Origin of the sequence: Actinacidiphila yanglinensis (assembly GCF_900107965.1) — a bacterium.
GTDB lineage: Bacteria > Actinomycetota > Actinomycetes > Streptomycetales > Streptomycetaceae > Actinacidiphila > Actinacidiphila yanglinensis.
Genome location: NZ_FNVU01000005.1, coordinates 276,552 through 302,063, shown reverse-complemented (window position 1 = coordinate 302,063; position 25,512 = coordinate 276,552). Strand labels below are relative to the sequence as shown.

19 protein-coding genes are annotated in these 25,512 nt (G+C 73.0%); 10 read left to right on the top strand and 9 right to left on the bottom strand.

The features are described 5' to 3' along the window. The first annotated feature begins 4 nt into the window (after positions 1 to 4). The 4 genes from C4U44_RS13920 to C4U44_RS13905 all read left to right on the top strand — a co-directional run bounded on the left by C4U44_RS13920 (position 5) and on the right by C4U44_RS13905 (position 6,261). On the top strand, positions 5 to 2,125 hold the full coding sequence (locus tag C4U44_RS13920; RefSeq protein ID WP_103886073.1) for a copper resistance protein CopC: 2,121 nt from the start codon (positions 5 to 7) through the stop codon (positions 2,123 to 2,125). Next, positions 2,122 to 3,429 carry an iron uptake transporter deferrochelatase/peroxidase subunit gene (gene efeB, locus C4U44_RS13915; RefSeq protein ID WP_103886072.1) on the top strand — a complete coding sequence of 436 codons (1,308 nt, stop codon included), beginning with the start codon at positions 2,122 to 2,124 and terminating at the stop codon, positions 3,427 to 3,429. The genes C4U44_RS13920 and efeB overlap by 4 nt, the downstream gene beginning before the upstream one ends. Before the next feature lie 691 nt (positions 3,430 to 4,120). Beyond that, complete coding sequence (gene serS / locus C4U44_RS13910) at positions 4,121 to 5,419, top strand: serine--tRNA ligase (RefSeq protein WP_103886071.1); 1,299 nt, start codon at positions 4,121 to 4,123, stop codon at positions 5,417 to 5,419. Beyond that, on the top strand, positions 5,416 to 6,261 hold the full coding sequence (locus tag C4U44_RS13905; protein ID WP_200823240.1) for an HAD family hydrolase: 846 nt from the start codon (positions 5,416 to 5,418) through the stop codon (positions 6,259 to 6,261). Before serS ends, C4U44_RS13905 begins: the two co-directional genes overlap by 4 nt. 69 nt (positions 6,262 to 6,330) lie before the next feature. Here the strand turns inward: C4U44_RS13905 and C4U44_RS13900 are convergent, their stop codons facing one another. Genes C4U44_RS13900 through C4U44_RS13885 form a run of 4 tightly spaced genes read right to left on the bottom strand, consistent with a single transcriptional unit; the run spans position 6,331 to position 9,937 of the window. Further along, positions 6,331 to 7,122, bottom strand: a complete 792-nt coding sequence (locus C4U44_RS13900; RefSeq protein WP_103886070.1) for an ABC transporter permease — start codon at positions 7,120 to 7,122, stop codon at positions 6,331 to 6,333. A gap of 12 nt (positions 7,123 to 7,134) precedes the next feature. Continuing rightward, on the bottom strand, positions 7,135 to 8,052 hold the full coding sequence (locus C4U44_RS13895; protein ID WP_103886069.1) for an ABC transporter ATP-binding protein: 918 nt from the start codon (positions 8,050 to 8,052) through the stop codon (positions 7,135 to 7,137). After that, positions 8,049 to 8,948: an ABC transporter permease gene (locus tag C4U44_RS13890; protein WP_235032060.1), complete on the bottom strand. Its 900-nt coding sequence runs from the start codon at positions 8,946 to 8,948 to the stop codon at positions 8,049 to 8,051. The genes C4U44_RS13895 and C4U44_RS13890 overlap by 4 nt, the downstream gene beginning before the upstream one ends. Further along, the gene (locus tag C4U44_RS13885; RefSeq protein ID WP_103886068.1) at positions 8,945 to 9,937 is read right to left on the bottom strand and encodes an ABC transporter ATP-binding protein; all 993 of its coding nucleotides are present in this window, start codon (positions 9,935 to 9,937) and stop codon (positions 8,945 to 8,947) included. Before C4U44_RS13885 ends, C4U44_RS13890 begins: the two co-directional genes overlap by 4 nt. Positions 9,938 to 10,148: 211 nt before the next feature. Between C4U44_RS13885 and C4U44_RS13880 the strand changes: the two genes are divergently transcribed. From C4U44_RS13880 to C4U44_RS13870, 3 genes are all read left to right on the top strand, one after another. Next, positions 10,149 to 12,101 (top strand): SDR family oxidoreductase, encoded by a 1,953-nt coding sequence (locus tag C4U44_RS13880; RefSeq protein WP_103886067.1) that lies wholly within the window; start codon positions 10,149 to 10,151, stop codon positions 12,099 to 12,101. 72 nt (positions 12,102 to 12,173) lie between these two features. Beyond that, positions 12,174 to 13,094 carry a metal-dependent hydrolase gene (locus tag C4U44_RS13875; RefSeq protein ID WP_103886066.1) on the top strand — a complete coding sequence of 307 codons (921 nt, stop codon included), beginning with the start codon at positions 12,174 to 12,176 and terminating at the stop codon, positions 13,092 to 13,094. Between the two features lie 43 nt (positions 13,095 to 13,137). After that, positions 13,138 to 14,184: a MerR family transcriptional regulator gene (locus tag C4U44_RS13870; protein ID WP_103886065.1), complete on the top strand. Its 1,047-nt coding sequence runs from the start codon at positions 13,138 to 13,140 to the stop codon at positions 14,182 to 14,184. Positions 14,185 to 14,270: 86 nt separating this feature from the next. On the opposite strand, the gene C4U44_RS13865 is transcribed toward C4U44_RS13870, so the two are convergent. From C4U44_RS13865 to C4U44_RS13845, 5 genes are read right to left on the bottom strand one after another with little or no spacing between them, the layout of a single operon-like run. Continuing rightward, positions 14,271 to 15,164: an LLM class flavin-dependent oxidoreductase gene (locus C4U44_RS13865; RefSeq protein ID WP_103886064.1), complete on the bottom strand. Its 894-nt coding sequence runs from the start codon at positions 15,162 to 15,164 to the stop codon at positions 14,271 to 14,273. A 43-nt stretch (positions 15,165 to 15,207) separates the two neighbouring features. Beyond that, complete coding sequence (gene narI / locus C4U44_RS13860; RefSeq protein ID WP_103886063.1) at positions 15,208 to 15,927, bottom strand: respiratory nitrate reductase subunit gamma; 720 nt, start codon at positions 15,925 to 15,927, stop codon at positions 15,208 to 15,210. A 55-nt stretch (positions 15,928 to 15,982) separates the two neighbouring features. Beyond that, a complete protein-coding gene (narJ, locus tag C4U44_RS13855) occupies positions 15,983 to 16,639 on the bottom strand; it encodes a nitrate reductase molybdenum cofactor assembly chaperone (RefSeq protein ID WP_235032059.1) in 657 nt (218 codons plus the stop codon). Next, complete coding sequence (gene narH, locus C4U44_RS13850; protein ID WP_103886062.1) at positions 16,636 to 18,270, bottom strand: nitrate reductase subunit beta; 1,635 nt, start codon at positions 18,268 to 18,270, stop codon at positions 16,636 to 16,638. Before narH ends, narJ begins: the two co-directional genes overlap by 4 nt. Then, on the bottom strand, positions 18,270 to 22,076 hold the full coding sequence (locus tag C4U44_RS13845; protein WP_103886061.1) for a nitrate reductase subunit alpha: 3,807 nt from the start codon (positions 22,074 to 22,076) through the stop codon (positions 18,270 to 18,272). Before C4U44_RS13845 ends, narH begins: the two co-directional genes overlap by 1 nt. 236 nt (positions 22,077 to 22,312) lie before the next feature. Here C4U44_RS13845 and C4U44_RS13840 point away from each other — a divergent pair, with 236 nt between their 5' ends. From C4U44_RS13840 to C4U44_RS13830, 3 genes are all read left to right on the top strand, one after another. Then, complete coding sequence (locus tag C4U44_RS13840; RefSeq protein WP_407642832.1) at positions 22,313 to 23,197, top strand: SLAC1 family transporter; 885 nt, start codon at positions 22,313 to 22,315, stop codon at positions 23,195 to 23,197. A 346-nt stretch (positions 23,198 to 23,543) separates the two neighbouring features. Then, positions 23,544 to 24,116 carry a DUF6344 domain-containing protein gene (locus C4U44_RS13835; RefSeq protein WP_200823239.1) on the top strand — a complete coding sequence of 191 codons (573 nt, stop codon included), beginning with the start codon at positions 23,544 to 23,546 and terminating at the stop codon, positions 24,114 to 24,116. 566 nt (positions 24,117 to 24,682) lie between these two features. After that, positions 24,683 to 25,504, top strand: a complete 822-nt coding sequence (locus C4U44_RS13830; protein ID WP_103886279.1) for a Cof-type HAD-IIB family hydrolase — start codon at positions 24,683 to 24,685, stop codon at positions 25,502 to 25,504. Positions 25,505 to 25,512 lie beyond the last annotated feature (8 nt).

Here is a 25,512-nt window from a genome sequence, read left to right as displayed (position 1 = left end):
CCCGATGGACACACGGTCGTACGTACACCGCGCCCGCGCGCGGCAGCCGCACCCGCCCCGAACACGCGCGGCGGGGCCGCGGCGCGCCGCGCGGTCGTGGCCGCGGCGCGCGGCGGCGCTGCTGGTCGGGCTCGGCGCCCTGGTCGGGCTGCTGCTCGGCACCGCGGTGCCCGCGTCCGCGCACGCGGCGCTGATCCGCACCGACCCGGCCGACGGGTCCGTGGTCGCGACCGCGCCGCAGCGGGTGGTGCTCACCTTCTCCGAGGGGGTGCTGCTGTCCGACGACTCGCTGCGGGTGCTCGACCCGCACGGCACCAACGTGGCCGCCGGGGTGGCCGGGCACGCCCAGGGCAAGGACTCCGGCGCCACCTCGACGGTCGCCCTCAAGTCCGGCCTGGGCAACGGAACCTACACCGTGGCCTGGCGCGCGATCTCCCAGGACAGCCACCCCGTTGCGGGCGCCTTCACCTTCTCCGTCGGTGCCCCCTCGCGGACCAGCGTCGACCTGTCGGGTGTCGCGGCACGCGGCGGAGGCGCGGCCGGCACGCTGTACGGCGTCGGCCGCTACGTCGCCTACGCCGGGTTCGCGCTGCTGGTGGGCGCCTCGGTGTTCCTGTCGGCGTGCTGGCCGCGCGGCGCGCTGCTGCGACCGCTCCAGCGGCTCGCGGCGACCGGGTGGGTGGCGATGGCCGCCTCGACCATCGCGCTGCTGCTGCTGCGCGGCCCGTACGTCAACGGCAAGGGGCTCGGCCAGGCCCTCGACCTCGGCGTGATGCGGGACCAGTTGCAGACCCGGCCCGGGGCCGCGCTGCTGTCCCGGCTGCTGCTGCTCGCGGCGGCCGCGGTGTTCCTCGCGGTGCTGTTCGGGCCGTACGCCAGACGGGAGGACCCGGAGGAACGTGCGGACCTCGCCTGGGGGCTGGGCATCGGCGGCACCGTGATCGCGGCCGGCATCGCGGCGACCTGGGCGATGGCCGAGCACGCGTCGGTGGGCATCCAGCACCGGATCGCGATGCCTGTCGACGTGGTGCACCTGCTGTCGATGGCGGTCTGGCTCGGGGGCCTGATCGCCCTGCTCACCGCGCTGTGGGCGCCGTCCCTCGCGAGCCGCCCGATCGAGCCGTACGCCGTGCGCCGCTTCTCGCTGCTCGGGCTCACCGCGATCACCCTGCTCGTCGGAACCGGGGTCTACCAGGCATGGCGCCAGATGGGCAGCTGGCGGGCCTTCACCGACACGTCCTACGGGCGGTTGCTGCTGATCAAGATCGGGCTGGTGTGCGCGCTGGTGGCGCTCGCCTGGTTCTCCCGCCGCTGGACCGCCCGGCTCGGGCAGGCACCGGCCACGGCACCGGCCGCCGCTTCTGCGGCAGTCGCCTCGCCGGCATCGGCTTCCCCGGGTACGGCTGCGGACGTCCGGGAGCCGGTCGCGGCGGCCGCGGACCGCACGGACGGCGCCGGCGCGGGCACCCCTGGGGCGAACCCGGCCGGCACCGGCAACGGCGCGGGCGGCAACGGCGCGGGCGGGGCCGACGGGGCCAGGGCCGCGCAGCTGCGCCGGCAGCAGGCCGCCCGCAGTGCCGCGCGGGCCAGGAAGGTGCTGGCCGCCGACCCGTTCCGCGGCGCGCTGCGCCGCTCGGTGCTCGCCGAGGCCGCGGTCGCCGTAGTGCTGCTCGGGGTGACCACGGTGCTGTCCGGCTCGCAGCCGGGGCGGGCCGCGGAGGAGCAGAAGAAACTGGCTCCCGCGCCGTCCGCCGGTACGGGCGCCTCGCCCGCGCAGGGGCCGATCGCGGTCAAGGTGCCGTACGACACCGGGGGCCCGAAGGGGAAGGGCACCGCGGCGGTCACGCTGACGCCGGGTCGGGCCGCGACGCCGAACGAGGTGCGGCTCGTGATCGACGGCGCCGGCGGCACGCCGGTCGACGTCCCCGAGGTGCGGCTGGCCTTCACGCTGCCCGCGCAGCACCTCGGCCCGATCCCGGTCACGCTCCGGCACACGGGGACGGGGCAGTGGACGGCGAGCGCGGTGCAGTTGCCGCTGGCGGGCACCTGGCAGATGTCGGTCACCGTCCGCACCTCGGACATCGACGAAGTGACGGAGACGAGGAAGGTGGAGGTCACGTCGTGAGCACCACGGACAAGGCGGCCGGCCGCGGCGCGTCCGCTCCCGGCCCCCGGCAGGAGGACGCGCCGACGCCCACGGCAGGGGTCACGCGCAGGAGGCTGCTGGGTACCGCGGGCGCGGCCGGGGCGGTCGGGCTCGTGGCCGGCGGCGGCGCGGGTGCGGCGGTGGCGGCCGGCACCCGTGACGACCCGGCCGCGCTCACCACCGTCGGGTCGGCGCACGTGCCGTTCGAGGGCGCCCGGCAGGCCGGGATCGTCCAACCCGCCCAGGCGTGCGGCCACTTGGCCGCGTTCGACCTGGTGGCCGGTGCGGACCGCAGGAGCGCCGCGGCGCTCCTGCGGCGCTGGTCGGACGCGGTACGCGAGATGACCGCGTCCGGCCGCCCGAGCACCCCGGCGGCGTACGACGACCAGGTGGCGGACGACGCGGGGCCGTCCTCGCTGACCGTCACCTTCGGGTTCGGGCGCAGCTTCTTCGGCCGTACCGGGCTGAACGCCGAGCTCCCGGCCGCGCTCGCGCCGCTGCCCGACTTCCCGTCGGACCACCTCGACCCCAAGCGCAGCAACGGGGACCTGTGGGTGCAGGTCGGCGCGGACGACGCGCTGGTCGCCTTCCACGCGCTGCGGGTGCTGCAGAAGGCGGCTGCCGGCGCGGCGACCGTGCGCTGGCAGATGAACGGCTTCAACCGCACCCCGGGTGCCACCGACCGGCCGCGCACCGCCCGCAACCTGATGGGCCAGATCGACGGCACCAACAACCCCAAGCCGTCCGACGCGGACTTCGACCGGCGGATCTTCGTACCGGCGAGCGGCTCCCCCGACTGGATGGCGGGCGGTTCGTACGCGGTGGTCCGGCGGATCAGGATGCTGCTGGACTCCTGGGACCACCTGTCGGTGGCCGAGCAGGAGCGGGTGGTGGGGCGCCGCAAGTCCGACGGGGCCCCGCTGTCCGGGGGCGTCGAGACCACGCCGGTGCAGCTGGACAAGGTCAACCCCGACCGGTCGCTGGCGATCGCGGGCGACGCGCACATCCGGCTGGCCGCGCCGGCCTCCAACAGCGGTGCGGCCATGCTGCGCCGCGCGTTCTCCTACCACGACGGCATCGGGACCGACGGCACCCCCGATGCCGGGCTCCTCTTCGTGGCCTGGCAGGCTGACCCGATGACGGGGTTCGTGCCGGTCCAGCGCAAGCTCGACGGCGCCGACGGCCTCTCCCGTTTTCTTCGCCACGAGGCCAGCGGGCTCTTCGCGGTGCCGGGCGGCGTGGGGAAGGGCGAGTACGTGGGGCAGCGGCTGCTGGAGGGCTGAGGGTGCGGGCGGCGCCCTTCGCCACGGCTGAACCCGTGCCGCTGCGGGCCGGACCGGAGACCTGGGCATGACGGCGAGTGACCGCCGGGCAGGTAGCCTGGTGTTCGCCTTCCATCTGCCCACCAGCCATGTTGCGAGTTGTCCACCGAGTTATCCACAGGCTGCGTGCACGGCCTGTGGGTAACTGGGGACAAGTCGACAGAGGAAGCCGACCAAGTCGACAAATGGGTACACAGACACCAGGGGCCTCCGGAGTGCGACAGCTCGGCACGCGTCACCCCAAATCCCCCTCACCATCCTCCCGAGGGAACGCATCTCACCCGAAAGGGAGTGTGGAACGGGTTTGCGTGGGGAATCCATAGCCGAACACCGGCCTGGGGAAATGATCTTTGCAGTTCTCCACAGATCTTCCCCACAACCTGTGGACAACCGGCCGGGATTTCCCCGCCCCCTGTGGATAACTCGGCCGGGAAGGGGTCGCGGACCGCTCCGGGGACGCCCGGCGTTGTGGATCAACTCCGGTTCTCCACAGGCAGGCTGACTCCGGAGAGGGAAAGCCGGAATAGCGTTGACGAGCGGCTTTATCACCACCTTCTTCCCCATCTCTCGCTTTTCCACCGAATCGGACATTGCGCGCATTGCCGCCTTTAAGTTGTCGCGGCGGGCGACCGCAGCCCGGTAGCCTGGGACCGTGATTGACCTTCGTCTGCTTCGTGAGGACCCCGACCGTGTGCGCGCCTCGCAGCGCGCCCGAGGAGAGGACGTCGCCCTCGTCGACGCGCTCCTCTCCGCCGACGAGCGGCGCAGGTCCTCCAGTACCCGCTTCGACGAGCTGCGCGCCGAGCAGAAGCAGCTGGGGCGGCTGATCCCCAAGGCGCAGGGCGAGGAGAAGGCCGACCTGCTCAAGCGCACCAAGGATCTGGCCGAGGCCGTCAAGGCGGCGGACGCCGACCAGCAGGAGGCCGCCGAGCAGGCGCAGCAACTCCTGCTGCGCCTGGGCAACGTGGTGCATCCCGACGCCCCGATCGGCGGCGAGGAGGACTTCGTCGTCGTCGAGACCATCGGCACGCCGCGGGACTTCGGCGCCGAGGGCTTCACCCCCAAGGACCACCTGGAACTGGGCGAGTTGCTGGGCGCGATCGACACCGACCGCGGTGCCAAGGTGTCCGGCTCGCGCTTCTACTACCTCACCGGCGTCGGGGCCCTGCTGGAGCTGGCCCTGGTCAACGCCGCCATCGCGCAGGCCACCGCGGCGGGCTTCACCCCGGTGCTCACCCCGAACCTGGTAAGGCCCGCCGCCATGGCGGGCACCGGTTACCTCGGCCAGGTCGAGGACGACGTGTACTACCTGGAGAAGGACGACCTCTACCTGGTCGGCACCTCCGAAGTACCCCTCGCCGCCTACCACATGGACGAGATCATCGAGGCTCCCCGGCTGCCGCTGCGCTACGCGGGCTTCTCCGCGTGCTACCGGCGCGAGGCGGGTTCGTACGGCAAGGACACCCGCGGCATCTTCCGGGTGCACCAGTTCGACAAGGTCGAGATGTTCGTCTACACCACGCCGGAGGAGGCCGAGTCCGAGCACCAGCGGCTGCTGGCGTGGGAGAAGCAGTGGCTGTCGTCGCTGGAGCTGCCGTTCCAGGTGATCGAGCTGGCCTCCGGCGACCTCGGCTCCTCGGCGTCGCGGAAGTTCGACTGCGAGGCGTGGATCCCCACCCAGGGCAAGTACCGCGAGCTGACCTCCACCTCCAACACCCTGGAGTTCCAGGCCCGGCGGCTCAACATCCGGATGCGCGACGCCGGCGGCACCCGGCCGCTGGCCACCCTCAACGGCACGCTGTGCGCGGTGACCCGCACCATCGTCGCCCTGCTGGAGAACCACCAGCAGGCCGACGGATCGGTCCGGGTGCCCGAGGTCCTGCGGCCGTACCTCGGCGGGCGGGACGTGCTGGAGCCCCTCGGGTCCGCGACGTCGGCCGCCGCCAAGTGAGCTCCTCCGGGCCGGGCCCGGCCGGCGCCCCGCCCGGGCCGCTGCCGTACCGGCTGATCGCCACCGACCTCGACGGCACCCTGCTGCGCGAGGACAACACCGTCTCCCGGCGGTCCCGCGCCGCACTCGAGGCGGTGACCGCCGCGGGCGCGGCGCACATCATCGTCACCGGCCGCTCCGTGCCCTGGACCCGGCACATCCTGGAGGACCTGGGCTACCAGGGGCTGGCCGTCTGCGGCCAGGGCGCGCAGGTCTACGACGCCGGCGCGGGCCGGCTGCTGACCTCCGTGACCCTCGACCGCCGGCTGGCCGCGACGGTCCTGGCCAAGATCGAGGCGGAGGTCGGGCCGGTGGCCCTGGCCGCCAGCCGGGACGGGATCGCCGGCGAGGTGCTCATCGGCGACGGGTACGTCTACCGCCCCGAGTTGCCGGTCGTCCGGATGAACGGCACCGACGAGCTGTGGGCCGAACCCGTCAACAAGCTGTACATCCAGCACCGCGACCTCGACGACGACGCGCTTGCCGAGGCGGCCCGCGCGGTCGTCGGCGACATGGTGGGCGTGATCATGGCAGGCGAGGGCATCGTGGAGCTGCTGCCGCTCGGCCTCACCAAGGCGACCGGGCTGTCCCTGGCCGCCAGGCGGCTGGGCGTCACCGCCGCGCAGACCATCGCGTTCGGCGACATGCCCAACGACGTGCCCATGTTCCGGTGGGCCGGGCACGGCGTGGCGATGGCCAACGCCCACCCCGAACTCAAGGCCGTGGCCGACGAGATCACGCTGTCCAACGACGAGGACGGCATCGCGGTGGTCCTGGAGCGGCTCATGGACGCCGCGTCCTGAGGCGGGCGGCGGGAGAAACCCCCCGCCGCCCTGGTCGCGGACGTGCCCGACGCAGTACCCCGAAGGGCGCTACTCGTCGCCCACCGGCTTCAGCGTGCGCAGCCGGCGGGTGGCGTACCAGGTGGCCAGCACCGTGACCGCGACCAGCAGCACGATCCCGGTCGGCAGGGACACCGCGGAGCTGACCAGGTCGCCGTGCGCGGCCTTCGCCCCGACGGCCAGCGCCCACTGCTGGACGCTGAGTGTCTGCGCGCCCGGCACGAGGTTGCCGATCACCGTCTCCCAGACCAGCGCGTAGACCAGGCCGACGATGACGGCGTGCCGGGTGATCACCCCGAGCAGCAGGAAGATCGCCGAGTAGGTGACGGAGGCGACCGCCGTGGCGATGGCGTAGGCGACCGCGATGTTCTGCCCGTTGGCGTTGAGCAGGTAGCCCGCGAGCAGGGTCGGGATCGCGGAGAAGGCGATGGTGATCCCGATGGAGACCAGCAGCTTGGTGCAGATGATCGTGGAGCGCCTGATCGGCTTCGCCAGCAGGTAGACGATGGCGCCGTCGTCGATCTCCGGGCCGATCGCGCCGGTGCCGGCGATCACGCCGAGCAGCGGCAGCATCGAGCTGAGCGCGAAGCCCTGGAGTATGTCGTTGGCGGTGCTGTCGTCCGCGCCGGCCAGGCCGCGCACCGCGGCGCAGATGACCAGCATCAGGACCGGCAGCCCGAACAGCATCAGGGCACGGCGGCGGCCGAGCAGCGCGCGCCAGGTGAGCCGGGCCACCGTGGGGTGGTAGAGCGCCGGGCGGCCGCCGCGGGGGGCCGCCGGCTTGGCCGGGGGCGCGTCGGGGAGCGTTGAGGTGGTGGACATGTCGGTCGCTCCTTACGCCGTGACCAGGTAGGAAAACACGCTTTCCAGCGATTCGTCGGACGGCGAGACCGCGTAGAGCCGGATGCCGTGGTCGCGGGCGATCTGCGGCAGGTACGCGGTGAAACCGGCGAAGTCGATCGCCTGGATGCGCAGCGCCCGCTCGGTCTTGTCCAGCTCGATGCCGGCGGTGGAGCCGTGCGCGATGAGCGCGGAGGCGAGCGCGCGGTCGTCGCTGGAGCGGACGAGGTAGCGGTGCGGGCGGTCGGTCATCAGCCGGCGGATCTTGCGGAAGTCGCCGGAGGCCGCGTGCCGCCCGGCCACCACGACCTCGATGTGGTGGGCGAGTTGCTCCACCTCCTCCAGGATGTGCGAGGAGAACAGGACGGTCCGGCCGTCCGCGCCCATGGCGCGCAGCAGGTCCATCAGGTGCAGCCGCTGGCGCGGGTCCATCCCGTTGAACGGTTCGTCGAGCAGCAGCACCGACGGGTCGTGCACCAGCGCCGACGCCATCTTGGCGCGCTGCCGCATGCCCTTGCTGTAGGTCTCGATCTGCCGGTCCTGCGCGTACTCCATCTCCACGGTGGCCAGCGCGCGCTGCGCGGCGGCGCCGGGGTCGGCCAGGCCGTGCAGTTCGGCGTTGGCGACGACGAACTCGCGCGCGGTCAGGAAGTCGTACATCGACTCCCGTTCGGGCACGATGCCGATCTCGCGGTACGCCTGCTCGTTGCGCCAGATGACGGTCCCGTCGAGGGTGACGCTGCCGCCGGAGGGGGCGAGGAAGCCGGCCATCATGTTGATGAGGGTCGACTTGCCCGCGCCGTTGGGGCCGAGGAGTCCGGTCACGCCGGGGCCGATGGACATGGTGATGTCGTTGACCGCCACCACGTTGCCGAACCAGCGGGAGACCGCGTTGATGCCGATGGTGGTCACGAGAGTCCCGCCTTACGGTAGCGGCGCATCAGCAGGCCGAAGCTGCCTGCCAGGATCGCCAGGATGACCAGCAGGTACGCGGTGCCGGCTGCGGCGTTCGGCGGTCCGGCCGCGTCCGGGAAGGCCGAGGTGGCGTCGAGGAACCAGGTCTGGAAGCCGTCGATCAGGGTGATCGGCGAGAACAGCCCGAGCCACCCGATGACGTGCCACTTCTCCTGGTTGTCCGCGACGCCCTGCACTGCGGAGACGGCACCGTAGCTGATCACGAACAGTGTGATCACCGCGGCGACGCCGAAGCCCCGGCGCGGGGTGACGGCCGCGATGACCAGACCGATGCCGGCGAACAGCAGGGACAGCAGTGCTATGGACACCAGGCCCTTCGCAAACCCGGCGGTCTGGTGGCCGAAGCTCAGCTTCGCCAGCAGCGCGCCGATGTAGAGGATCAGCAGGGGGGCCGCGGTCAGCAGGAACAGCGCCGAGGCGAGCGCGGCGAACTTGGCGACCACGTAGTCGACGGCCTCGATCGGCCGGGAGAAGTACAGCGGGGTGGTCTTGAAGCGCAGGTCGCGCGAGACGGCCTGCGGCGCCTGGGAGGCGACGAAGAGCGTGATGACCGCCTGGAGCACGACCGCGTAGCGGGTGTACTGCAGCGGCAGGTCCTTGCGGTCGGTGAAGATCGTCAGCGCGACGATGATCAGCGCCGGCAGGCACATCACGGCGAACAGGATCATCGGCAGCACCTTGGACTTGGCGCTGCGGCCGAGTCCGTAGGCTCCGCGCAGGCTCTGCACGTAGAGCGACTTGCGGGCGTAGCGGCGGCCGAGGCGGGGACCGTCGTAGGACCGGTAGCCGATGTCGTGGATGACGTCGGTGGGGGCCAGGTCGGGCTGCGTCACCGGACGCTCCTTCCTGTGCCCATGGCGCCGGGGGCGGCGACGGCGGTGTCGGGGGTGGGATGCGCGGCCGCGGTGGCGTCGGCGCCGGTGTCGTCCGGGTCCGCGAAGAGTTCGGCGATCCGGTGGCGGCGCTGCTCCATGCGGACCAGGCCGACACCGAGGCCGGCCACCGCGTCGCGGACGGTGTCGTACGTCTCGTCGTCGCCGATGTCGACCATCAGCAGGTGGCCGGTGCGCTGCGCGGTCAGCCCCGCCGCGGTCAGGGTGGCGAGCAACTCGCTCTCGCGGTCGGTGACCTCGACCGCGAGGGACCCGGTGGTCTGGGTGAAGTCGCTGGTGGACGAGGCCCGCAGCAACTTGCCGCCGTCGATGACGACGATGTGGTCGCTGGTGCGCTCGAGCTCGCCGAGCAGGTGCGAGGTGACCAGGACCGAGATGCCGAAGTCCGTGTGCACGCGGCGGATCAGGCCGAGCATGTCGTCGCGGCCGGCCGGGTCGAGGCCGTTGGTCGGCTCGTCGAGCAGCACCAGCTGGGGGTCGTGGACCAGTGCCTGGGCGAGCTTGACGCGCTGTTTCATGCCCGTGGAGTAGCCGCCCATCGGGCGGTAGCGCTCCTCGTACAGGCCGACATGACGCAGCGTGTCGGCGGTGCGCTCGCGGGCCGCGGTCGGCGGCAGGCCCGACATGCGGGCCATGTGCACGACGAACTCCGTCGCCGAGACGTCCGGCGGGAGGCAGTCGTGCTCGGGCATGTAGCCGACCAGGGCCCGGATCCCGGCGCCGTCCGTGGCCACGTCGCGGCCGAGCACGGTGGCACGGCCCTCGGTGGCCGGGGCGAGTCCCAGCAGGATCTTGATCAGGGTCGACTTGCCGGCCCCGTTGGCACCCACCAGCCCGGTCACACCGGGCGTGATGTCCACGGTCAGCCGGTCGAGCGCGGTCACCCTCGGGTACCGCTTGCTCAGGCTCTCGGTAGCGATCACAGTCACGCGACAGACCGTAGTGGTATCCGCCGCCCCCGCGCGTCGCCCGTGCGGCGGGGCTTCGTGTACGACTCACGGCGGACCACCCGTAGGGGTCGGGCCCCGAACGGGTGATGTTCTCCCCGGGTGCCGTCAGGGTCTTGACGCTGCCATCAACCGATGTCACATTCATCACTGACAGTGTTTTCGGTGTTCGGGTGCTGGGGCGGGTGACGGCATGGACGAGACGGACGGGACGGACTCGACGGTCGGCGGGAGCGGTCCGGAGGGCGCGGGCCGGGCGAACGGCGCGCCTGCCGGCGGGGCACATGGCGCCGCGGGTGGCGAGGCGACCGGCGGGGACGGCGGAGGAGTTCCCGCCGACCGCACCGGCCGGGCGCGGGTGCGGGAGCGCTTCGTGACCGGTGCCGGCGGCGTGCGGCTGTGCGTGGCCGAGCACGGCGTGCCAGACCTGCCCGGCAGCGCGCCGACCCTCGTGCTGGTGCACGGCTACCCGGACAGCAAGGAGGTCTGGTCGGCCGTCGCCGAGCAGCTCTCCGACCGCTTCCACGTGGTGAGTTACGACGTGCGGGGCCATGGCCGCTCCGACGCGCCGCAGCCGCTCAGGGGCGGCTTCACCCTGGAGAAGCTGACCCAGGACTTCCTCGCGGTCGCCGACGCGGTCAGCCCGGACCGCCCGGTGCACCTGGTGGGCCACGACTGGGGATCCGTGCAGGGCTGGGAGTTCGCCACGCAGCCGTCGACCGAGGGCCGGATCGCCTCCTTCACCTCGATCTCCGGCCCGAGCCTCGACCACTTCGGCCACTGGATCAACCGCCGGGTCCGCCGCCCCACCCCGCGCCGCGCCGCCCAGCTCCTCGGCCAGGGCGCCAAGTCGTGGTACGTCTACGCGCTGCACACCCCGGTGCTGCCCGAGTTGGCGTGGCGCGGCCCGCTCGGCCGGCAGTGGCCGAAGATGCTCGCCCGCGCCGAGAAGGTCCCCTCCGACGGCTATCCGACCGCGTCCCTGCCGCAGGACGCCGCCCACGGCGCCTGGCTCTACCGGGACAACGTCCGGCAGCGGCTCGGCCACCCCCGGCCCGACCCCACCTCCCACGTCCCGGTGCTGCTGATCACTCCCACCCGCGACGCCTTCCTCTCCGAGCGGCTCTACGACGACCTCGACCGCTGGGTGCCCCGGCTGACCCGGCGCACCCTGCCGGCCAAGCACTGGGTGCCGCGCTCCCGCCCCGACCAACTGGTCCGCTGGATAGCGGACTTCGTCGGGGCCACGGAGGGCGGGGACACCGCGGAGCCCGATCCCGACGCGGTGCGGACCGTGCTCGGCCGGGGACTGCCGGCCGCGCGCGAGCGGTTCGCCGGGCAGTTGGTGGTGGTCACCGGTGCGGCCAGCGGCATCGGGAAGGCCACCGCGCTCGCCTTCGCGGAGGCCGGTGCGCGGGTGGTGGCGGTGGACCGGGACGCGGAGGGCGCCGGCTCGACCGCGGCGGCCGCCCGCCGGGCCGGTGCGGCCGACGCCTGGCCGGAGGTGGTCGACGTCGCGGACGCGGACGCGATGGAGAAGTTCGCCGCCCGCACCGCCGACCTGCGCGGCGTGCCCGACGTGGTGGTGAACAACGCGGGGATCGGCCTGGCCGGCTCCTTCCTCGACACCACCCCCGAGGACTGGAAGCAGGTGCTCGACGTCAACCTGTGGGGCGTCATCCACGGCTGCCGGCTCTTCGGCCGCCAGATGGCCGAGCGCGGCCAGGGCGGCCACATCGTCAACACCGCCTCGGCCGCGGCCTTCCAGCCGTCCCGCGCGCTGCCCGCGTACAGCACCTCGAAGGCAGCCGTGCTCATGCTGAGCGAGTGCCTGCGGGCCGAACTCGCGCCGCACGGCATCGGGGTGAGCGCGATCTGCCCCGGCCTGGTCAACACCGCGATCACCGGCAGCGCCCGGCACGCGGGCGTCAGCGACGAGGAGCAGGAGCGGCGCCGCGCCAGGAGCTCCCAGCTCTACTCGCTGCGCAACTACCCGCCGGAGAAGGTCGCCCGGGCCGTGCTGCGCGCGGTGCGCCGGGACACCGCGGTCGTCCCGGTCACGCCCGAGGCGCGCGGCGCCCGCCTGCTGTCGCGCCTGTCCCCGGGCGCCCTGCGGGCGCTGGCCCGCGTCGATCCCCCGTTGTAGCCCGCCCGCCCCACCCGAGGAACCTCACCCCTCACCCGAGGAACCCCGCAGAACCGTAAGGAGGCCCCACCCGTGAGCCACGCGATCAAACCCCGCCGGGTCACCTTCGACTGGAAGCGGACCCCGCTGCACTGGATTCCGGGTGAGCCGACGTCGACGCACGTCATGAACGTGCTGCACCTGCTGCTGCCCGCGGGCGAGCGGTGGTTCGTGAAGGTGTTCAAGGAGGCGCTGCCGCTCATCACGGACGAGCGACTGCTCAAGGACGTGAAGGGCTTCATGGGCCAGGAGGCCACACACAGCGTGCAGCACGCGTACGTCCTGGAGCACCTGGCCGAGCAGGAACTCGACACCGCCGCCTACACCCGCCACGTGGAGTGGATGTTCGACGTCCTGCTGGGTGAGCGCCCGCCGTTCGGCCTGCCGGTGCCGCGCCGCGAGTGGCTGCGGTTCCGGCTGTCGCTGATCGCGGCCATAGAGCACTTCACCGCGGTGCTCGGCGACTGGATCCTGGACGCCGACGCGCTGGACGGCGCGGGTACCGACGAGGTGATGCTCGACCTGCTGCGCTGGCACGGCGCCGAGGAGGTCGAACACCGGTCGGTCGCCTTCGACATGTACCAGCACGCCGGCGGCAAGGGCGCGGTGCGCTACCTGCGCCGGGCCGAAGGCATGGCGCTGGCCTGGCCCGCGCTGTTCTACCTGTGGCTGTCCGGCGCCCGCTACCTGATGCGGCACGACCCGCAACTCGACGGCGGCCACTACCGGTTCAAGGACCACCGTGCCGCCGCCCGCCGTGGCCTGCTGCCCTCGTGGGCCTCGCTGCACGCCTCGATGCCCCGCTACCTGCGGCGGTCGTACCATCCGTCGCAGGAGGGCTCGATGAGCAAGGCGGTGGAGTACCTGGCCGTGTCCCCGGCCGCACAGGCCGTCGGGGCCGAGCGGCCCGACACCGGCGGAGGACGGGTGGCAGGACCCGCCGCGGCCTCCTGACCCCCGTACGGCAGACCGGCGCAGACCAGCAAGGAGCAAGGCCGTGACCACCGCGGAAGAGCAGCGTGCCTACCGGATCGAGGACCTGTCCCACCTCAGCGGCACCACGGTCCGCACCATCCGGGCGTACACCGACCGCGGCCTGCTGCCCAAGCCGGTGCGCCAGGGACGGGCGAACGTCTACGACGACACCCACCTGGCCCGGCTGCGGCAGATCGCCGACCTGCTGGAGCGCGGCTACACGCTGGCGAGCATCAAGGAGTTGCTGGCTGCCTGGGACGCGGGCACCGGACTCGGCGGCGTCCTCGGACTGGTGGGCGAGGTGGACCGGCCGTGGTCGGACGAGGCGCCGGCCCGGATAGGGGTCGACGAGCTGACCGAGACGTTCGGCGGGGTGATGGACCTGACGGCCGTGGAGGAGGCGCTGCGGCTGGGCGTCCTGGAGGCGGTGCCCGGACACGAGGACGAGTTCCTGGCCCCGAGCCCCAGCGAACTCGCCGTCGCCGCCGAGCTGCACCGGGCCGGGGTACCGCTGGCCGCGATCACCGGGCACCTGCGCGAGCTGCGCGGACGTGTCGAGCACATCTCGGAGCGGTTCCTGGAGTTCACCACGGAGTACGTCTTCCAGCGGTTCCTCCAGCACCCGCCGACCGACGAGGAGGCCGCCGAGGCCACCGACCTGATCCGGCGGCTGCGCCCGCTGGCCCAGCAGGCCGTCGACGCCGAACTCGCCCGCGCGATGCGGTTGCGGGCCACCGAGCACATCCGGCGCCACCTGGGCGAGGCCGCGGCCCTTCCGCCGGCGGCCGGCCCCGGTCCGGCCGCGCCTGCGTCGACGCCCGCACCCGCACCCGCGAGGCCGGGCCGCCCGGAGGCCGCCGCACCCGAGGCCATCGCAGCCGAGGTCACCGGCCCCCGTGCCGACGGCGCGACCCCGCCCGTAGCGGTGCCGCTTCCGGCGCCCACGGTCGCCGCGGTGCGGGACCTGGTCGGGGCCGATCGGGTCCCGGAGTTCGTGGCCGCGGCCGCCGACCGCGAGGTGGCCGCTCGCCGGATGGACGCGCTCGCCGAGCGGCCGGACCGGCCATGACGCCGTGACGCCCGTGACCGCGGGGCGGCGGCACCGTAGAGGCCCGGGCACCGTACCCGCCCGGGCCCCGTGCACCTCCCGGACGCTCAGCCGAGCTGGCCCGGCGCCTCGATCGCGATCTGCTCGAAGACGGCGTGGTCGTAGCCGAAGTCCGAGTCCGGGATGGGCCAGTGCAGGACGATCTCGTCGATGCCGGCCTCGGCGTGCCGTCCGGCGAAGTCGACAAAGGCGTCCAGCGAGCTGAACGGGGTGGCGCGGTCGGGGGTGAACCCGGTCAGCAGCACCTTGGGCACCCCGGCCGGCTCGCGCGCCGCGTCCTCCAGCGCCGAGCCCAGCCGTTCGATCTGCCCGCGGATCGCGGCCAGCGACTGCTCGGGCGTCCCCGTCTCGTACAGGTCGGGGTCGCCGGTGGTCACCCACTCCTGACCGTACTTCGCGGCCAGCCGCATGCCACGCGGCCCGGTGGCCGCCACCGCGAACGGCAGCCGCGGCGTCTGCACGCAGCCGGGGATGTTCCGCGCCTCGAAGGCCGAGTAGTGGCTGCCGCCGAAGGTGATGTCGCCCTGGGTGAGCAGCCGGTCGAGCAGCTCGACGAACTCGGCGAAGCGGTCGGCCCGTTCCCGCGGCGACCACGGCTCCTGCCCCAGCACCACCGCGTCGAACCCGGTCCCGCCGGACCCGATGCCCAGCGTCACCCGCCCGCCGCTGACGTCGTCGAGGGTCATCAGCTCCTTCGCGAGCGTCACCGGGTGCCGGAAATTCGGCGAGGTCACCATCGTCCCCAGCCGGATCCGCGAGGTCACGACCGCCGCCGCGGTCAGCGTCGGCACCGCCCCGAACCACGGCCCGTCCCGGAACGTCCGCCACGACAGGTGGTCATACGTGTAGGCCGCGTGGAACCCCAGCTCCTCCGCGCCCTCCCACACCTTCCGCCCCTCGGTCCAGGGGTAGATCGGCAGAATCACAGTGCTCAGTCGCATGACGGTGACACTACGCGAGCGGGCCCCGAAAAGACGCCGGCCGTCAGGCGTCGAGCCGCTCCCAGCCGCGCGGTCGCGGCTGCTCGGTCAGCGGACCGCGGCTGCGGTAGACGATGTAGGGCCGGAAGAGGTACTGCACGGGTGCGCTGAACATGTGGACCAGACGGGTGTACGGCACCACCGCGATCAGGATCATCCCCAGGACGGCGTGGATGCGATAGGTGAGCGGGGCCCCCGTCATGAGGTCGGTCCTGGGATCGAGGGTGAACAGGCTGCGGGCCCAGGGCGCGATGGTGGTGCGGTAGTCGTAGCCGCTGCTGAACGACGAGTTGGTGACCTTGGCGTACATGCCCATCGCGATCTCGCCGACCAGCAGCACGTACATGAACTTGTCGTTGCGGGTGGTGGCCAGCAGGACCGGGGCGTTGGTGCGGCGCCGGTACACCAGCAGCGCGATCCCGGTGATCGCCAGCAGCCCCGCGAGCGTGCCGCCGATCAGCGAGAACAGGTGGTAGACGTGCTCGTCGACGCCGATCGCGTCGGTCCAGGAGGCGGGCACGAACAGGCCCAGGAGGTGGCCGGCGAGCACGAAGAGGATGCCGTAGTGGAAGACCGGTGACGCGAGGGACAGCAACCGCGACTCGTAGATCTCCGAGGAGCGGGTGGTCCAGCCGAAGGTGTCGTAGCGGTGCCGCCAGACCAGGCCGGTGACGAGGAGCGCGAACGCGACGTATGGCAGGGCGCCCCACAGCAGGGTGTTCATCAGCGGGTCTCCGATCGGTCGGCCGGCGGGGGCAGTCGGGAGGCAGGCGACCGGCTCACTCGGTCAGCACCGGCAGCAGGTCGAGGTGTCCGTACGGCATCAGGCCCACCGCCTCGCTGGGCGGGCCGCCACGGGCCATCGCCCTCGCCTGCGCCCGATCCGCGGGAGACGCGCCGGGCAGCGTGGCGCACACCGCCTCGAGCACCCGGGCGTAGGGCGTGCCGCTCTCGGTGAGGGCCAACCGCAGCAGTTCCAGGGCGGGGCGGTGCTCGCGCAGCAGCCCGTCGGTGCGGGTGGCGGCGCTGAACTCCAGGACGACCGGCAGGAAGTCGGGCAGTTCGTCGTCGCCGGGCTCCATGCCGTGCGCGCGGTAGTGCTCCTTGAAACGGAGCAGGGCGGCGCCCCGGCGCCGGGTGTCCCCGTCGGTCCACCAGGTCAGGTGCAGGCAGTGCCGGCTGGTGAAGTCGAAGGTGCGGACGTACTCGGCGGCCGGCCCGGGCGGCTCCGCGCCGGCGAGGTGGTCGACCACCGGGAGCAGCAGGGCGGCCGGGTCGGTGCCCGCGGACACCAGCGCGGCCCGGAGCAGCGGGAGTTGTCCGGCCAGTTCGGCGTCGGGGTAGGCCAGCAGCCGGGCGGCAGCCTGGTGGAGCACGGCGGTCGGATACGTCACCGGCGGGGGCGCCGCCCGGCCGCCCCGGGAGAACGCGCTCACCGCTGCGCCTCGTCGTCGCCGGTCTGGCGGCGGCGCAGCGCGTGGAAGTTCTCCAGGCTGACCAGCGGGAGGCGGCGCCGCCCCGAGTCCTCGCCGAAGGGGCCCGGGCCGCCGGTTCCGATCCCCTCACCGCCCATGCCGGGCCCGCCGTCGTGGTCGAGGGAGCACTCGGCGGGGAGCGCCGACTCCTCCAGCCGCCGGGCCTCGCCCATGGCCGCGGTCGGGATCACGTAGCGCTCCTCGTACTTGGCGACCGCCAGCAGCCGGTACATCTCCTCGATCCCGCGGCCGGTCATGCCGACCGCGTCGGCCGCCTCCGACGGCGAACCGGACTCCGCCTCGCCGAGGTTGACCGCCCGCATGTGGGCGCGCATGGCGGCCAGCTTCTCCAGCGACGCCCGGACCGGGGCCGGATCGCCGGCCGTGAACAGTCCGGCCAGGTACTCCACCGGGATCCGCAGGGTGTCGATCGCGCCGAACAGGTTGCCGGCGTCCTCCCCGTCGAAGCCGGTCTCGGTGAGCGCCTCCACCACCGGGGACAGCGGCGGGATGTACCAGACCATCGGCATCGTCCGGTACTCCGGATGCAGCGGCAGCGCGACCCGGTACCGGCTGACCAGCGCGTGGACCGGTGAGCGTCGGGCCGCCTCGATCCAGTCGTGCGCGACGCCGTCCCGCTCCGCGGCGCGCCGCACCTCCGGGTCCTCCGGGTCGAGGAACACCCCGAGCTGGGCCTCGTACAGGTCCCGGTCCTCGGGCACCGAGGCGGCGGCGGTCACCGCGTCCGCGTCGTAGAGCACGACGCCGAGGTAGCGCAGCCGCCCGACGCAGGTCTCCGAGCACACCGTGGGCAGCCCGACCTCGATCCGCGGATAGCAGAAGGTGCACTTCTCGGCCTTGCCGGTGCGGTGGTTGAAGTAGATCTTCTTGTACGGGCAGCCGGTCACGCACTGCCGCCAGCCGCGGCAGTGGTCCTGGTCGACCAGGACGATGCCGTCCTCCTCGCGCTTGTAGATCGCGCCGGACGGGCAGGAGGCGACGCACGACGGGTTCAGGCAGTGCTCGCAGATCCGCGGCAGGTAGAACATGAAGGTCTGCTCGAACGCGGCCCTCACCTTCTCCGCGGCCTGCTCGCCCTGCGCGCGCGCCCTGACCACCAGCGGGTCGGCGTCACCGTGCTCGACGGAGCCGCCGAGGTCGTCGTCCCAGTTGGCGCTCCACTCGATCTTCATCGGCTTGCCGGTGAGGAGCGAGCGCGGCTCGGCCACCGGATAGTCCTCGCCCAGCGGCGCGTTGACGAGGTTCCGGTAGTCGTATGTCCAGGGCTCGTAGTAGTCCTTGATGCCCGGCAGCACCGGGTTGGCGAAGATGTTCGCCAGCCGGGCCACCCGGCTGCCGGCCCGCAGGGTGAGCCGGCCGCGGCGGTTGAGCCGCCACCCGCCGCGCCACTTCTCCTGGTCCTGCCAGCGCCGCGGGTAGCCCTGCCCGGGACGGGTCTCCACGTTGTTGAACCAGGCGTACTCCATGCCGCTCCGGTTGGTCCACGTCTGCTTGCAGGTCACCGAACACGTGTGGCAGCCGATGCACTTGTCGAGGTTCATCACCATCGCGACCTGGGCCAGCACCCGCATCAGTACGTCACCTCCTGGGTGCGGCGGCGGATCACGGTGACCTCGTCCCGCTGGTTCCCGGTCGGGCCGAGGTAGTTGAAGGCCCAGCTCAACTGGGCGTAGCCGCCGATGAGATGGCTCGGTTTGAGGAGCAGCCGGGTCAGCGAGTTGTGGACGCCGCCGCGGCGGCCGGTGGTCTGGGTCCTGGGCACGGCGACGGTGCGCTCCTGGGCGTGGTGCATGTACACGGTGCCGGCCGGCATCCGGTGGGAGACGACGGCCCGGGCGGCGACGACGCCGTTGCGGTTGACCGCCTCGATCCAGTCGTTGTCGCGCACCCCGATCGCCTCGGCGTCCTGCGGGGCCATCCAGATGACCTGGCCGCCGCGGGACAGCGACAGCATGAACAGGTTGTCCTGGTACTCGGAGTGGATGGACCACTTGTTGTGCGGGGTGAGGTAGCGGACCGTGACCTCGCGCTGCCCGTCCGGGCCGAGCACGGGTTCGCCGAACAGCCGGTGCATGTCCAGCGGCGGCCGGTAGACGGGCAGCGCCTCGCCGACCTCGTGCATCCAGTCGTGGTCGAGGAAGAGCTGCTGGCGGCCGGTGAGGGTGTGCCACGGCTTGAGCTGTTCGAGGTTCTGGGTGAAAGGGCTGTAGCGCCGGCCGCCGGCCTCGCTTCCGGACCACTCCGGGGAGGCGACCACCGGGACCGGTGCGGCCTGCGTGTCGGTGTAGGTGATCCGGCGGGCCTCGTTCTCCTCGGCGAGGTGTGCCATGGGCTGGCCGGTCTTCCGCTCCAGGGTGCGGAAACCCTGGACCGCGAGGCGGCCGTTGGTGGTGCCGGACAGCGCGAGGATGGCGTTGGCCGCCTTGGCCGCCGTGTCCAGCAGCGGCCGGCCGTGCGCGGGCCCGCCGTCGGCGACGGCGCCGTTGAGGGCGCGCAGCACCTCGATCTCGGCGTCGGGGCGCAGCGCGATGCCCTTCGCGGGCAGGCCGAGTCCCTCCGCGAGCGGCCCGAGCGAGGCCATCTTCGCGGCGACCGCGGTGTAGTCGCGCTCCACCACGGTCAGCCCCGGCATGGTGACGCCGGGCACCGGCTCGCACTCCCCGCGCCGCCAGTCGCGCGCGTGCCCGCCGGGCTGGGCGATCTCGCCGGGTGTGTCGTGCTGGAGCGCGGTCGCCACCAGGTCGCGCCGGGTGCCGAGATGGCCGGCCGCCAGCTCGCTGAAGCGCTCCGCGATCGCGTGGAAGGCGTCGAAGTCGGTACGGGCCTGCCACGGCGGGTCGATGGCCGGCGAGAAGGCGTGCACGTAGGGGTGCATGTCGGTGCTCGACAGGTCGTGCTTCTCGTACCAGGTGGCCGCCGGCAGCGTGATGTCGGACAGCAGCGTGGAGGACGTCATCCGGAAGTCCAGCGACAGCAGCAGGTCGAGCTTGCCCTCGGGCGCGCGGTCGTGCCAGACGACGTCGCGCGGCCGGACGTCAGGACCGGCCTCCTCGGCGCGCAGGGAGGAGTGGGTGCCGAGCAGGTGCTTCGTGAAGTACTCGGCGCCCTTCGCGGAGGAGCCCAGCAGGTTGGCACGCCAGAGGGTCAGCACCCGGGGCCAGTTGGCCGGTGCGTCCGGATCCTCGCCCGCGAACTTCAGCGTGCCCGCCTTGAGTTCGTCGACGGCCGCCTTCACCGGGTCGGCGCCCTCCCCGAGTTCGAGCGGGTTCCGGTCGAAGGTCGGGTAGGACGGCATCCAGCCGGCCCGGGTCGCCTGCGCCAGGCAGTCCGCGACGGTCATGCCGGCGAACCGGCCCTGCCCGAGCGGCGAGGCGAGCACGTCCGCGGGGAAGCGGTCGTAGCGCCACTGGTCGGTGTGCAGGAACCAGTAGGCGGTGCCGATCGCCTGCCGGGGCGGGCGGGACCAGTCGGCCGCGCCGGCCAGCGTCGCCCAGCCGGTCGACGGCCGGGTCTTCTCCTGCCCGACGTAATGCGCCCAGCCGCCGCCGTTGCGGCCCTGGCAGCCGGTGAGCTGGAGCAGCGCGAGGAACGCGCGGTAGATCGTCTCGGAGTGGAACCAGTGGTTGGTGCCCGCGCCCATGAGGATCATGCAGCGGCCCTTCGACCGCTCCGCGGTGGCCGCGAACTCGCGCGCGATCCGGACGCACGCGGCGGCCGGCACCGAGGTGTGGATCTGCTGCCAACCGGGGGTCCCGGGGCTCTCCGCGTCCTCGTACGAGCCCGGCCAGTCGCCCGGCAGGCCCTCGCGGCCGACGCCGTACTGGGCCAGCAACAGGTCGTGGACGGTGGTGAACGTCTGTCCGCCGGGCAGCCGGACCGCGGGCACCCCGCGGCGGACGACGCCGCCCCTGCCCTGCCCGTGCGGGCCGCCGTCGGTGTCGAACCGGGGCAGCAGCACCTCGGCCGGGACGGCGTCCGCGACGCCGATCAGGCCGAGTGCCGGGCGGATCGCGCCGAGATCCAGGTTCCAGCGGCCCTGCCCGGACTCCGACCAGCGGAAGCCGATGGAGCCGCCGGGGACGGCGGGGCGGCCGGTGGTCTCGTCCCACACGACCGTCTTCCACCGCTCGGCGTCGGGGCCCTCTTCCCCGGATTCGCCCGAGTCGCCCGAGTCTCCGGGTGCCCCCGGTTCCCCCGGTGCCGCCGCCCCCGCCTCTCCCGCATCGAGGTCCGCCGCCCGGAGGAACTTGTCCGGCACCCAGGCGCCGTCCCGCTCCGCCAGCGTGACGAGGAACGGCAGATCGGTGTAGCGGCTCACGTAGTCCGTGAAGAACGGCACCTGCCGGTCGACGAAGAACTCCTTCAGGATGACGTGTCCCATGCCGATCGCCAGCGCGCCGTCCGTACCCGGATGCGGATGCAGCCACTCGTCGGCGAACTTGGCGTTGTCGGCGTAGTCCGGTGCGACCACCACCACCTTCTGGCCCCGGTAGCGGGCCTCCGCCATCCAGTGCGCGTCGGGGGTCCGGGTGACCGGGACGTTGGAGCCCCACATCATCAGGTAGGCCGCGTCCCACCAGTCCCCGGACTCCGGGACGTCCGTCTGGTCGCCGAACACCTGCGGAGAGGCGACCGGCAGGTCCGCGTACCAGTCGTAGAAGGACAGCATCGGGGCGCCGATCAGCGACATGAAGCGGGCGCCCGCCGCGTGCGAGACCATCGACATCGCCGGGATCGGCGAGAAGCCGGCCACCCGGTCCGGGCCGTACGTCCTGATGGTGTGCACATGGGCGGCGGCCACGATCTCGACGGCCTCGTCCCAGCGCGCCCGCACCAGGCCGCCCTTGCCCCGCGCCTGCTGGTAGCGGCGGCGACGTCCGGGATCGGCCTGGATGTCGGCCCAGGCGAGCACCGGATCGCCGAGCCGGTCCTTCGCCTCGCGGTACATCTCCAGCAGCACGCCGCGGACGTAGGGGTAGCGCACCCGGGTCGGCGAGTAGGTGTACCAGGAGAACGCTGCGCCCCGGGGGCAGCCGCGCGGCTCGTACTCGGGACGGTCGGGGCCGACGGTGGGGTAGTCGGTGCCCTGGGTCTCCCAGGTGATGATGCCGTCCTTGACGTACACCTTCCAGCGGCAGGATCCCGTGCAGTTCACGCCGTGGGTGGAGTTGACGACCTTGTCGTGGCTCCAGCGCTCGCGGTAGAAGCGGTCGCCCTGCCGGCCGCCCTCGAGGTGCTCGCTGTGCAGGTCCGCGGCCGTCTCGCCGCGGCGGAAGTAGCGCCCGGCCCTGAGCAGGAGCGCACCGGGCCCGCCCGCGGCGCCGCGCCCCGGCTCACCGTCCCCGTGGCGGCCGCTGGCGTCCGTACTCTCCCGCATTCGGCCTCTTCCGCAGTGGATCGTTCGGACGCCTCCCAACCTGTCCGATGGCGGCTCGCCGGGCGGGCGCGACGCGCGGCGGTTCCTCCCTTCGGTCCCGCGAGGTGGCGCCGCACCCCGGCATGCGGTGCGATCGAACGGTGATCACACGTGCGGGCGGAGCCAGCCGCGGGTCCGCCGCCGCACGGGCACGCGACGCCCTGCGGACCGTGCCGCCCGGCGCCGGAGCCACGGTCATGGCGACCGGCATCCTGTCGGTGGGGCTGCACCTGATCGGGCACGACGTCCTGTCCGCGATCCTGCTGGCGCTCGCCTGCGTGCTGTGGGTGACGCTGGCCGTGGCCTTCGCCGTCCGGTTCGCCGTCGACCGCCCCGGGTGGCAGGCGGCCTCCGCGAACCCGCCGGCGCTCATGGCCGTCGCGGCGACCGGCGTGCTCGGCACGCGTTTCTCGCTGGCCGGCCGGCAGTCCCTCGCGCTGGCGCTGCTCGCCCTGGCGTTCGCGGCCTGGCCCTGGCTGCTGGTGTCGGTGCTGCGGCACTGGAAGCGGCCGGCACCGGGTTCGGCCTTCCTCGTCTGCGTCTCCACCGAGTCCCTCGCGGTGCTCGCCGGGACGCTGGCGCTCGCGGGCTGCGGGGACTGGCTGGCGAGCGCGGCGCTGGCCGCCGGCTGCCTGGGCCTGCTCCTCTACGCGGAGGCGCTTGCCCGGTTCGACTTCCGCCAGGTCCTGCACGGCCTGGGCGACCACTGGGTGGCCGCGGGGGCGCTGGCCATCTCCGCGCTGGCCGCGTCCAAGCTCACCGCCTCACCGCTGTGGTCCGGCAGCGCCCACCAGGCCCTGCGCATCGCCTGCCTCGTCCTGCTCGCCCTCGACTTCGCCTGGTACGTGGTGCTGGCCGGCGCCGAGTTCGTCCGGCCCCGCCTCGGCTACGACCTGCGCCGCTGGTCCACCGTCTTCCCGCTCGGCATGACCGCCGTCGCCACGCTCTCCACGTCCCAGGCCGCGAAGGTCCACCGGCTGCACGGCCTCGGCAGCGTCCTGCTGTGGATCGCCCTGGCGGCCTGGCTGCTCGTCGCGGCCGGCTGGCTGGCCGCGACCGCCCGCCGCAATCCGCCCGCGTGAGTCGACGGCGCGGCGGCGGTACGGGGTCGGGTGGAACGCGGGGTCGGGCCGGTCACCGAACGGGCGTGCCGGGCGGGCCGGCGGAGTCGGCATGCCGGGCGGGTGAACGTCACCGCGGGCAGGGCGCGATCACCGCGTGAGGCCGCCGCGACGGCCGGGAATCAAGGGCTGCGGCGGCCGGGGGGCTCCTCTGCGGCAGACATCCAGAATGTCTGGGTTGACCCACCCGAGTGGCGTTGATGTGAATATCGCCGACTTCGAGGTGCGGCTCCGTGGATTGTGTGCTCGTTTCCGCATCATCGGATTAGTCAGTTCACCGCATGACGAGACAGGAAGCGAGAGGTCGATGGCTGCCGACATCAAGACGTTCTGGGGCGCGCTGCTCAGCGTGCTGCTCAAGTGCATCGCCGCATTGGGATTCGCCCCCGCCGACCGGGCCGCCGCCCGCCACCAGGCCGTCGCCACCGGCGCCGGCGCCACCACCACCGTCGAGCCCGCCGCGCAGGTCGCGGTGGCGTCCGGAGCGGAGGCCGCGGCGACACGGGTGAGTTCCGTGCCGGCCCCGGTCGGGCCGCCGGCACAGCCGAGCCGCCGAGGAGCCGGCGCCCGCATCCCGGCACCGCGCGCCGCCGAGTCGCGCCTCGTGCGCAGGAGTCGGGGCCGGACACTGCCGCCCACGATGAAGCAGCGGATCGGCGCCGAGGCGCACGGCACCTCCCCCAGCGCCCGCAGCCTGCGGACCGGCGACGCGCCGGACGAGTCCGGTGACCTCGGCGCTCTCACGGCCGCGACCGGCGCTCCCGCTACATCCGGCGCATCCGCCGACGTCGACCGCACCGCCCCGCAGCACCGCGAGTACGGCCCGAAGCGCGCCCGCACCGCACGCGCCACCCGCGAGCGCTTCACCCGTGCTGCGTGACCCGGCGGAATTCGCGGCATTCCCCCAACCCTCCCGATTCATCCCATTCCCCTCATTCAGCTCGCTGCACGCGCTCCCCGCGTTCGACGTGACCAAGGCGACAACGTGATGGCGCGGCCCCAGTGATGCAGGCGCAAGACCCCTTCGTGGCACGGCGGTTGACCGCAGACCACGGCTGGAAACAGCGGCTCCGCTGAGCGGATCCGTGCACCACCGAGCGGGACAAGATTGCGGTGGGGAAGGATGGGGCAGTGACCCCAGCCAGCGAGCCTGCCGAGTCTTCCGACCCCCGCTACCGGCCCGAGGCCCACACGGACCCCAGGACCGGGCCCGAGCACCACCAGCAGAACGCGCGCCACGATCAGCAGAGCCCGAACCGTCGGCACGAGGACGGTGACGGACCCGACGGACACGACGAGCCGGACGAGCGCAGCCGGCCCGACGCTCCCGACGAACACCCCGAGCACCACGGACACGACGGACACGACGACAAGCACGGACAGCAGGAACACAGCAGTCACCACCGACAGACTTACGGAAAGACCTTCGCCGACCCCGGACCGCGGCTGATCGCCACCGATCTGGACGGAACGCTGCTGCGGGACGACAAGACGATCTCGCAGCGGACGATCGCCGCCCTGGCCGCCGCCGAGGACGCAGGCGTCGAGGTCTTCTTCGTCACGGGCCGCCCCCTGCGCTGGATGGGCGTGGTCGCACAGCACCTTGCCGGGCACGGCATGGCCATCGTCGCGAACGGTGCCGCGGTCTACGACCTGCGGGCCGGCACGCTGATCGAGGCGTTCCCGTTGCCCGAGGACGACGCGCTGACGATCGCGCACGCGCTGCGTGCGGCGGTTCCCGGTACGACCTTCGCGGTCGAGCGCACCTTCGGGTTCTGGCACGAGCCCGCCTATCCGGCGATCGAACCCGACAGTTCCGCGCCGCGCGCGGGCATCGAGGAACTCCTGGCCGCCCATCGCGCGCAGCCGCTGCTGAAACTTCTGGCCAAGCACCCCTCGCTCGATCCGGACGAGTTCCTCGCCCTCGCCTCGACGGTGGCCGGGGAACACGGCGAGATCACCCGCTCCAGCGAGTCCGCGCTGCTGGAGATCAGCGGAGTCGGCGTCAGCAAGGCCACCACGCTGGCGAAGTGCTGCGCCGAGCGCGGGGTGACCGCCTCCGAGGTGGTCGCCTTCGGGGACATGCCGAACGACCTGGCGATGCTGGAATGGGCCGGCACGTCCTACGCCGTCGCCAACGCCCACCCGCACGTGCGGGCGGCCACCACGTACCGCACCGAGTCCAACGAGGACGACGGCGTGGCTCTGGTCATCGAGCGCATCCTCGCGGCCCGCGCGGAGCGTGCGGCCCGCGACGCCGGCCGTTAGGCGCCGTG

What these genes read in the sequence shown, in the direction of transcription:
- C4U44_RS13900 (WP_103886070.1), bottom strand. Translation starts at nt 7,122, where the DNA reads ATGTCCACCACCTCAACGCTCCCCGACGCGCCCCCGGCCAAGCCGGCG.
- C4U44_RS13845 (WP_103886061.1), bottom strand. Translation starts at nt 22,076, where the DNA reads ATGCGGGAGAGTACGGACGCCAGCGGCCGCCACGGGGACGGTGAGCCG.
- narI (WP_103886063.1), bottom strand. Translation starts at nt 15,927, where the DNA reads ATGAACACCCTGCTGTGGGGCGCCCTGCCATACGTCGCGTTCGCGCTC.
- C4U44_RS13835 (WP_200823239.1), top strand. Translation starts at nt 23,544, where the DNA reads ATGGCTGCCGACATCAAGACGTTCTGGGGCGCGCTGCTCAGCGTGCTG.
- narH (WP_103886062.1), bottom strand. Translation starts at nt 18,270, where the DNA reads ATGCGGGTGCTGGCCCAGGTCGCGATGGTGATGAACCTCGACAAGTGC.
- C4U44_RS13865 (WP_103886064.1), bottom strand. Translation starts at nt 15,164, where the DNA reads ATGCGACTGAGCACTGTGATTCTGCCGATCTACCCCTGGACCGAGGGG.
- C4U44_RS13880 (WP_103886067.1), top strand. Translation starts at nt 10,149, where the DNA reads ATGGACGAGACGGACGGGACGGACTCGACGGTCGGCGGGAGCGGTCCG.
- C4U44_RS13920 (WP_103886073.1), top strand. Translation starts at nt 5, where the DNA reads ATGGACACACGGTCGTACGTACACCGCGCCCGCGCGCGGCAGCCGCAC.
- C4U44_RS13840 (WP_407642832.1), top strand. Translation starts at nt 22,313, where the DNA reads ATGGCGACCGGCATCCTGTCGGTGGGGCTGCACCTGATCGGGCACGAC.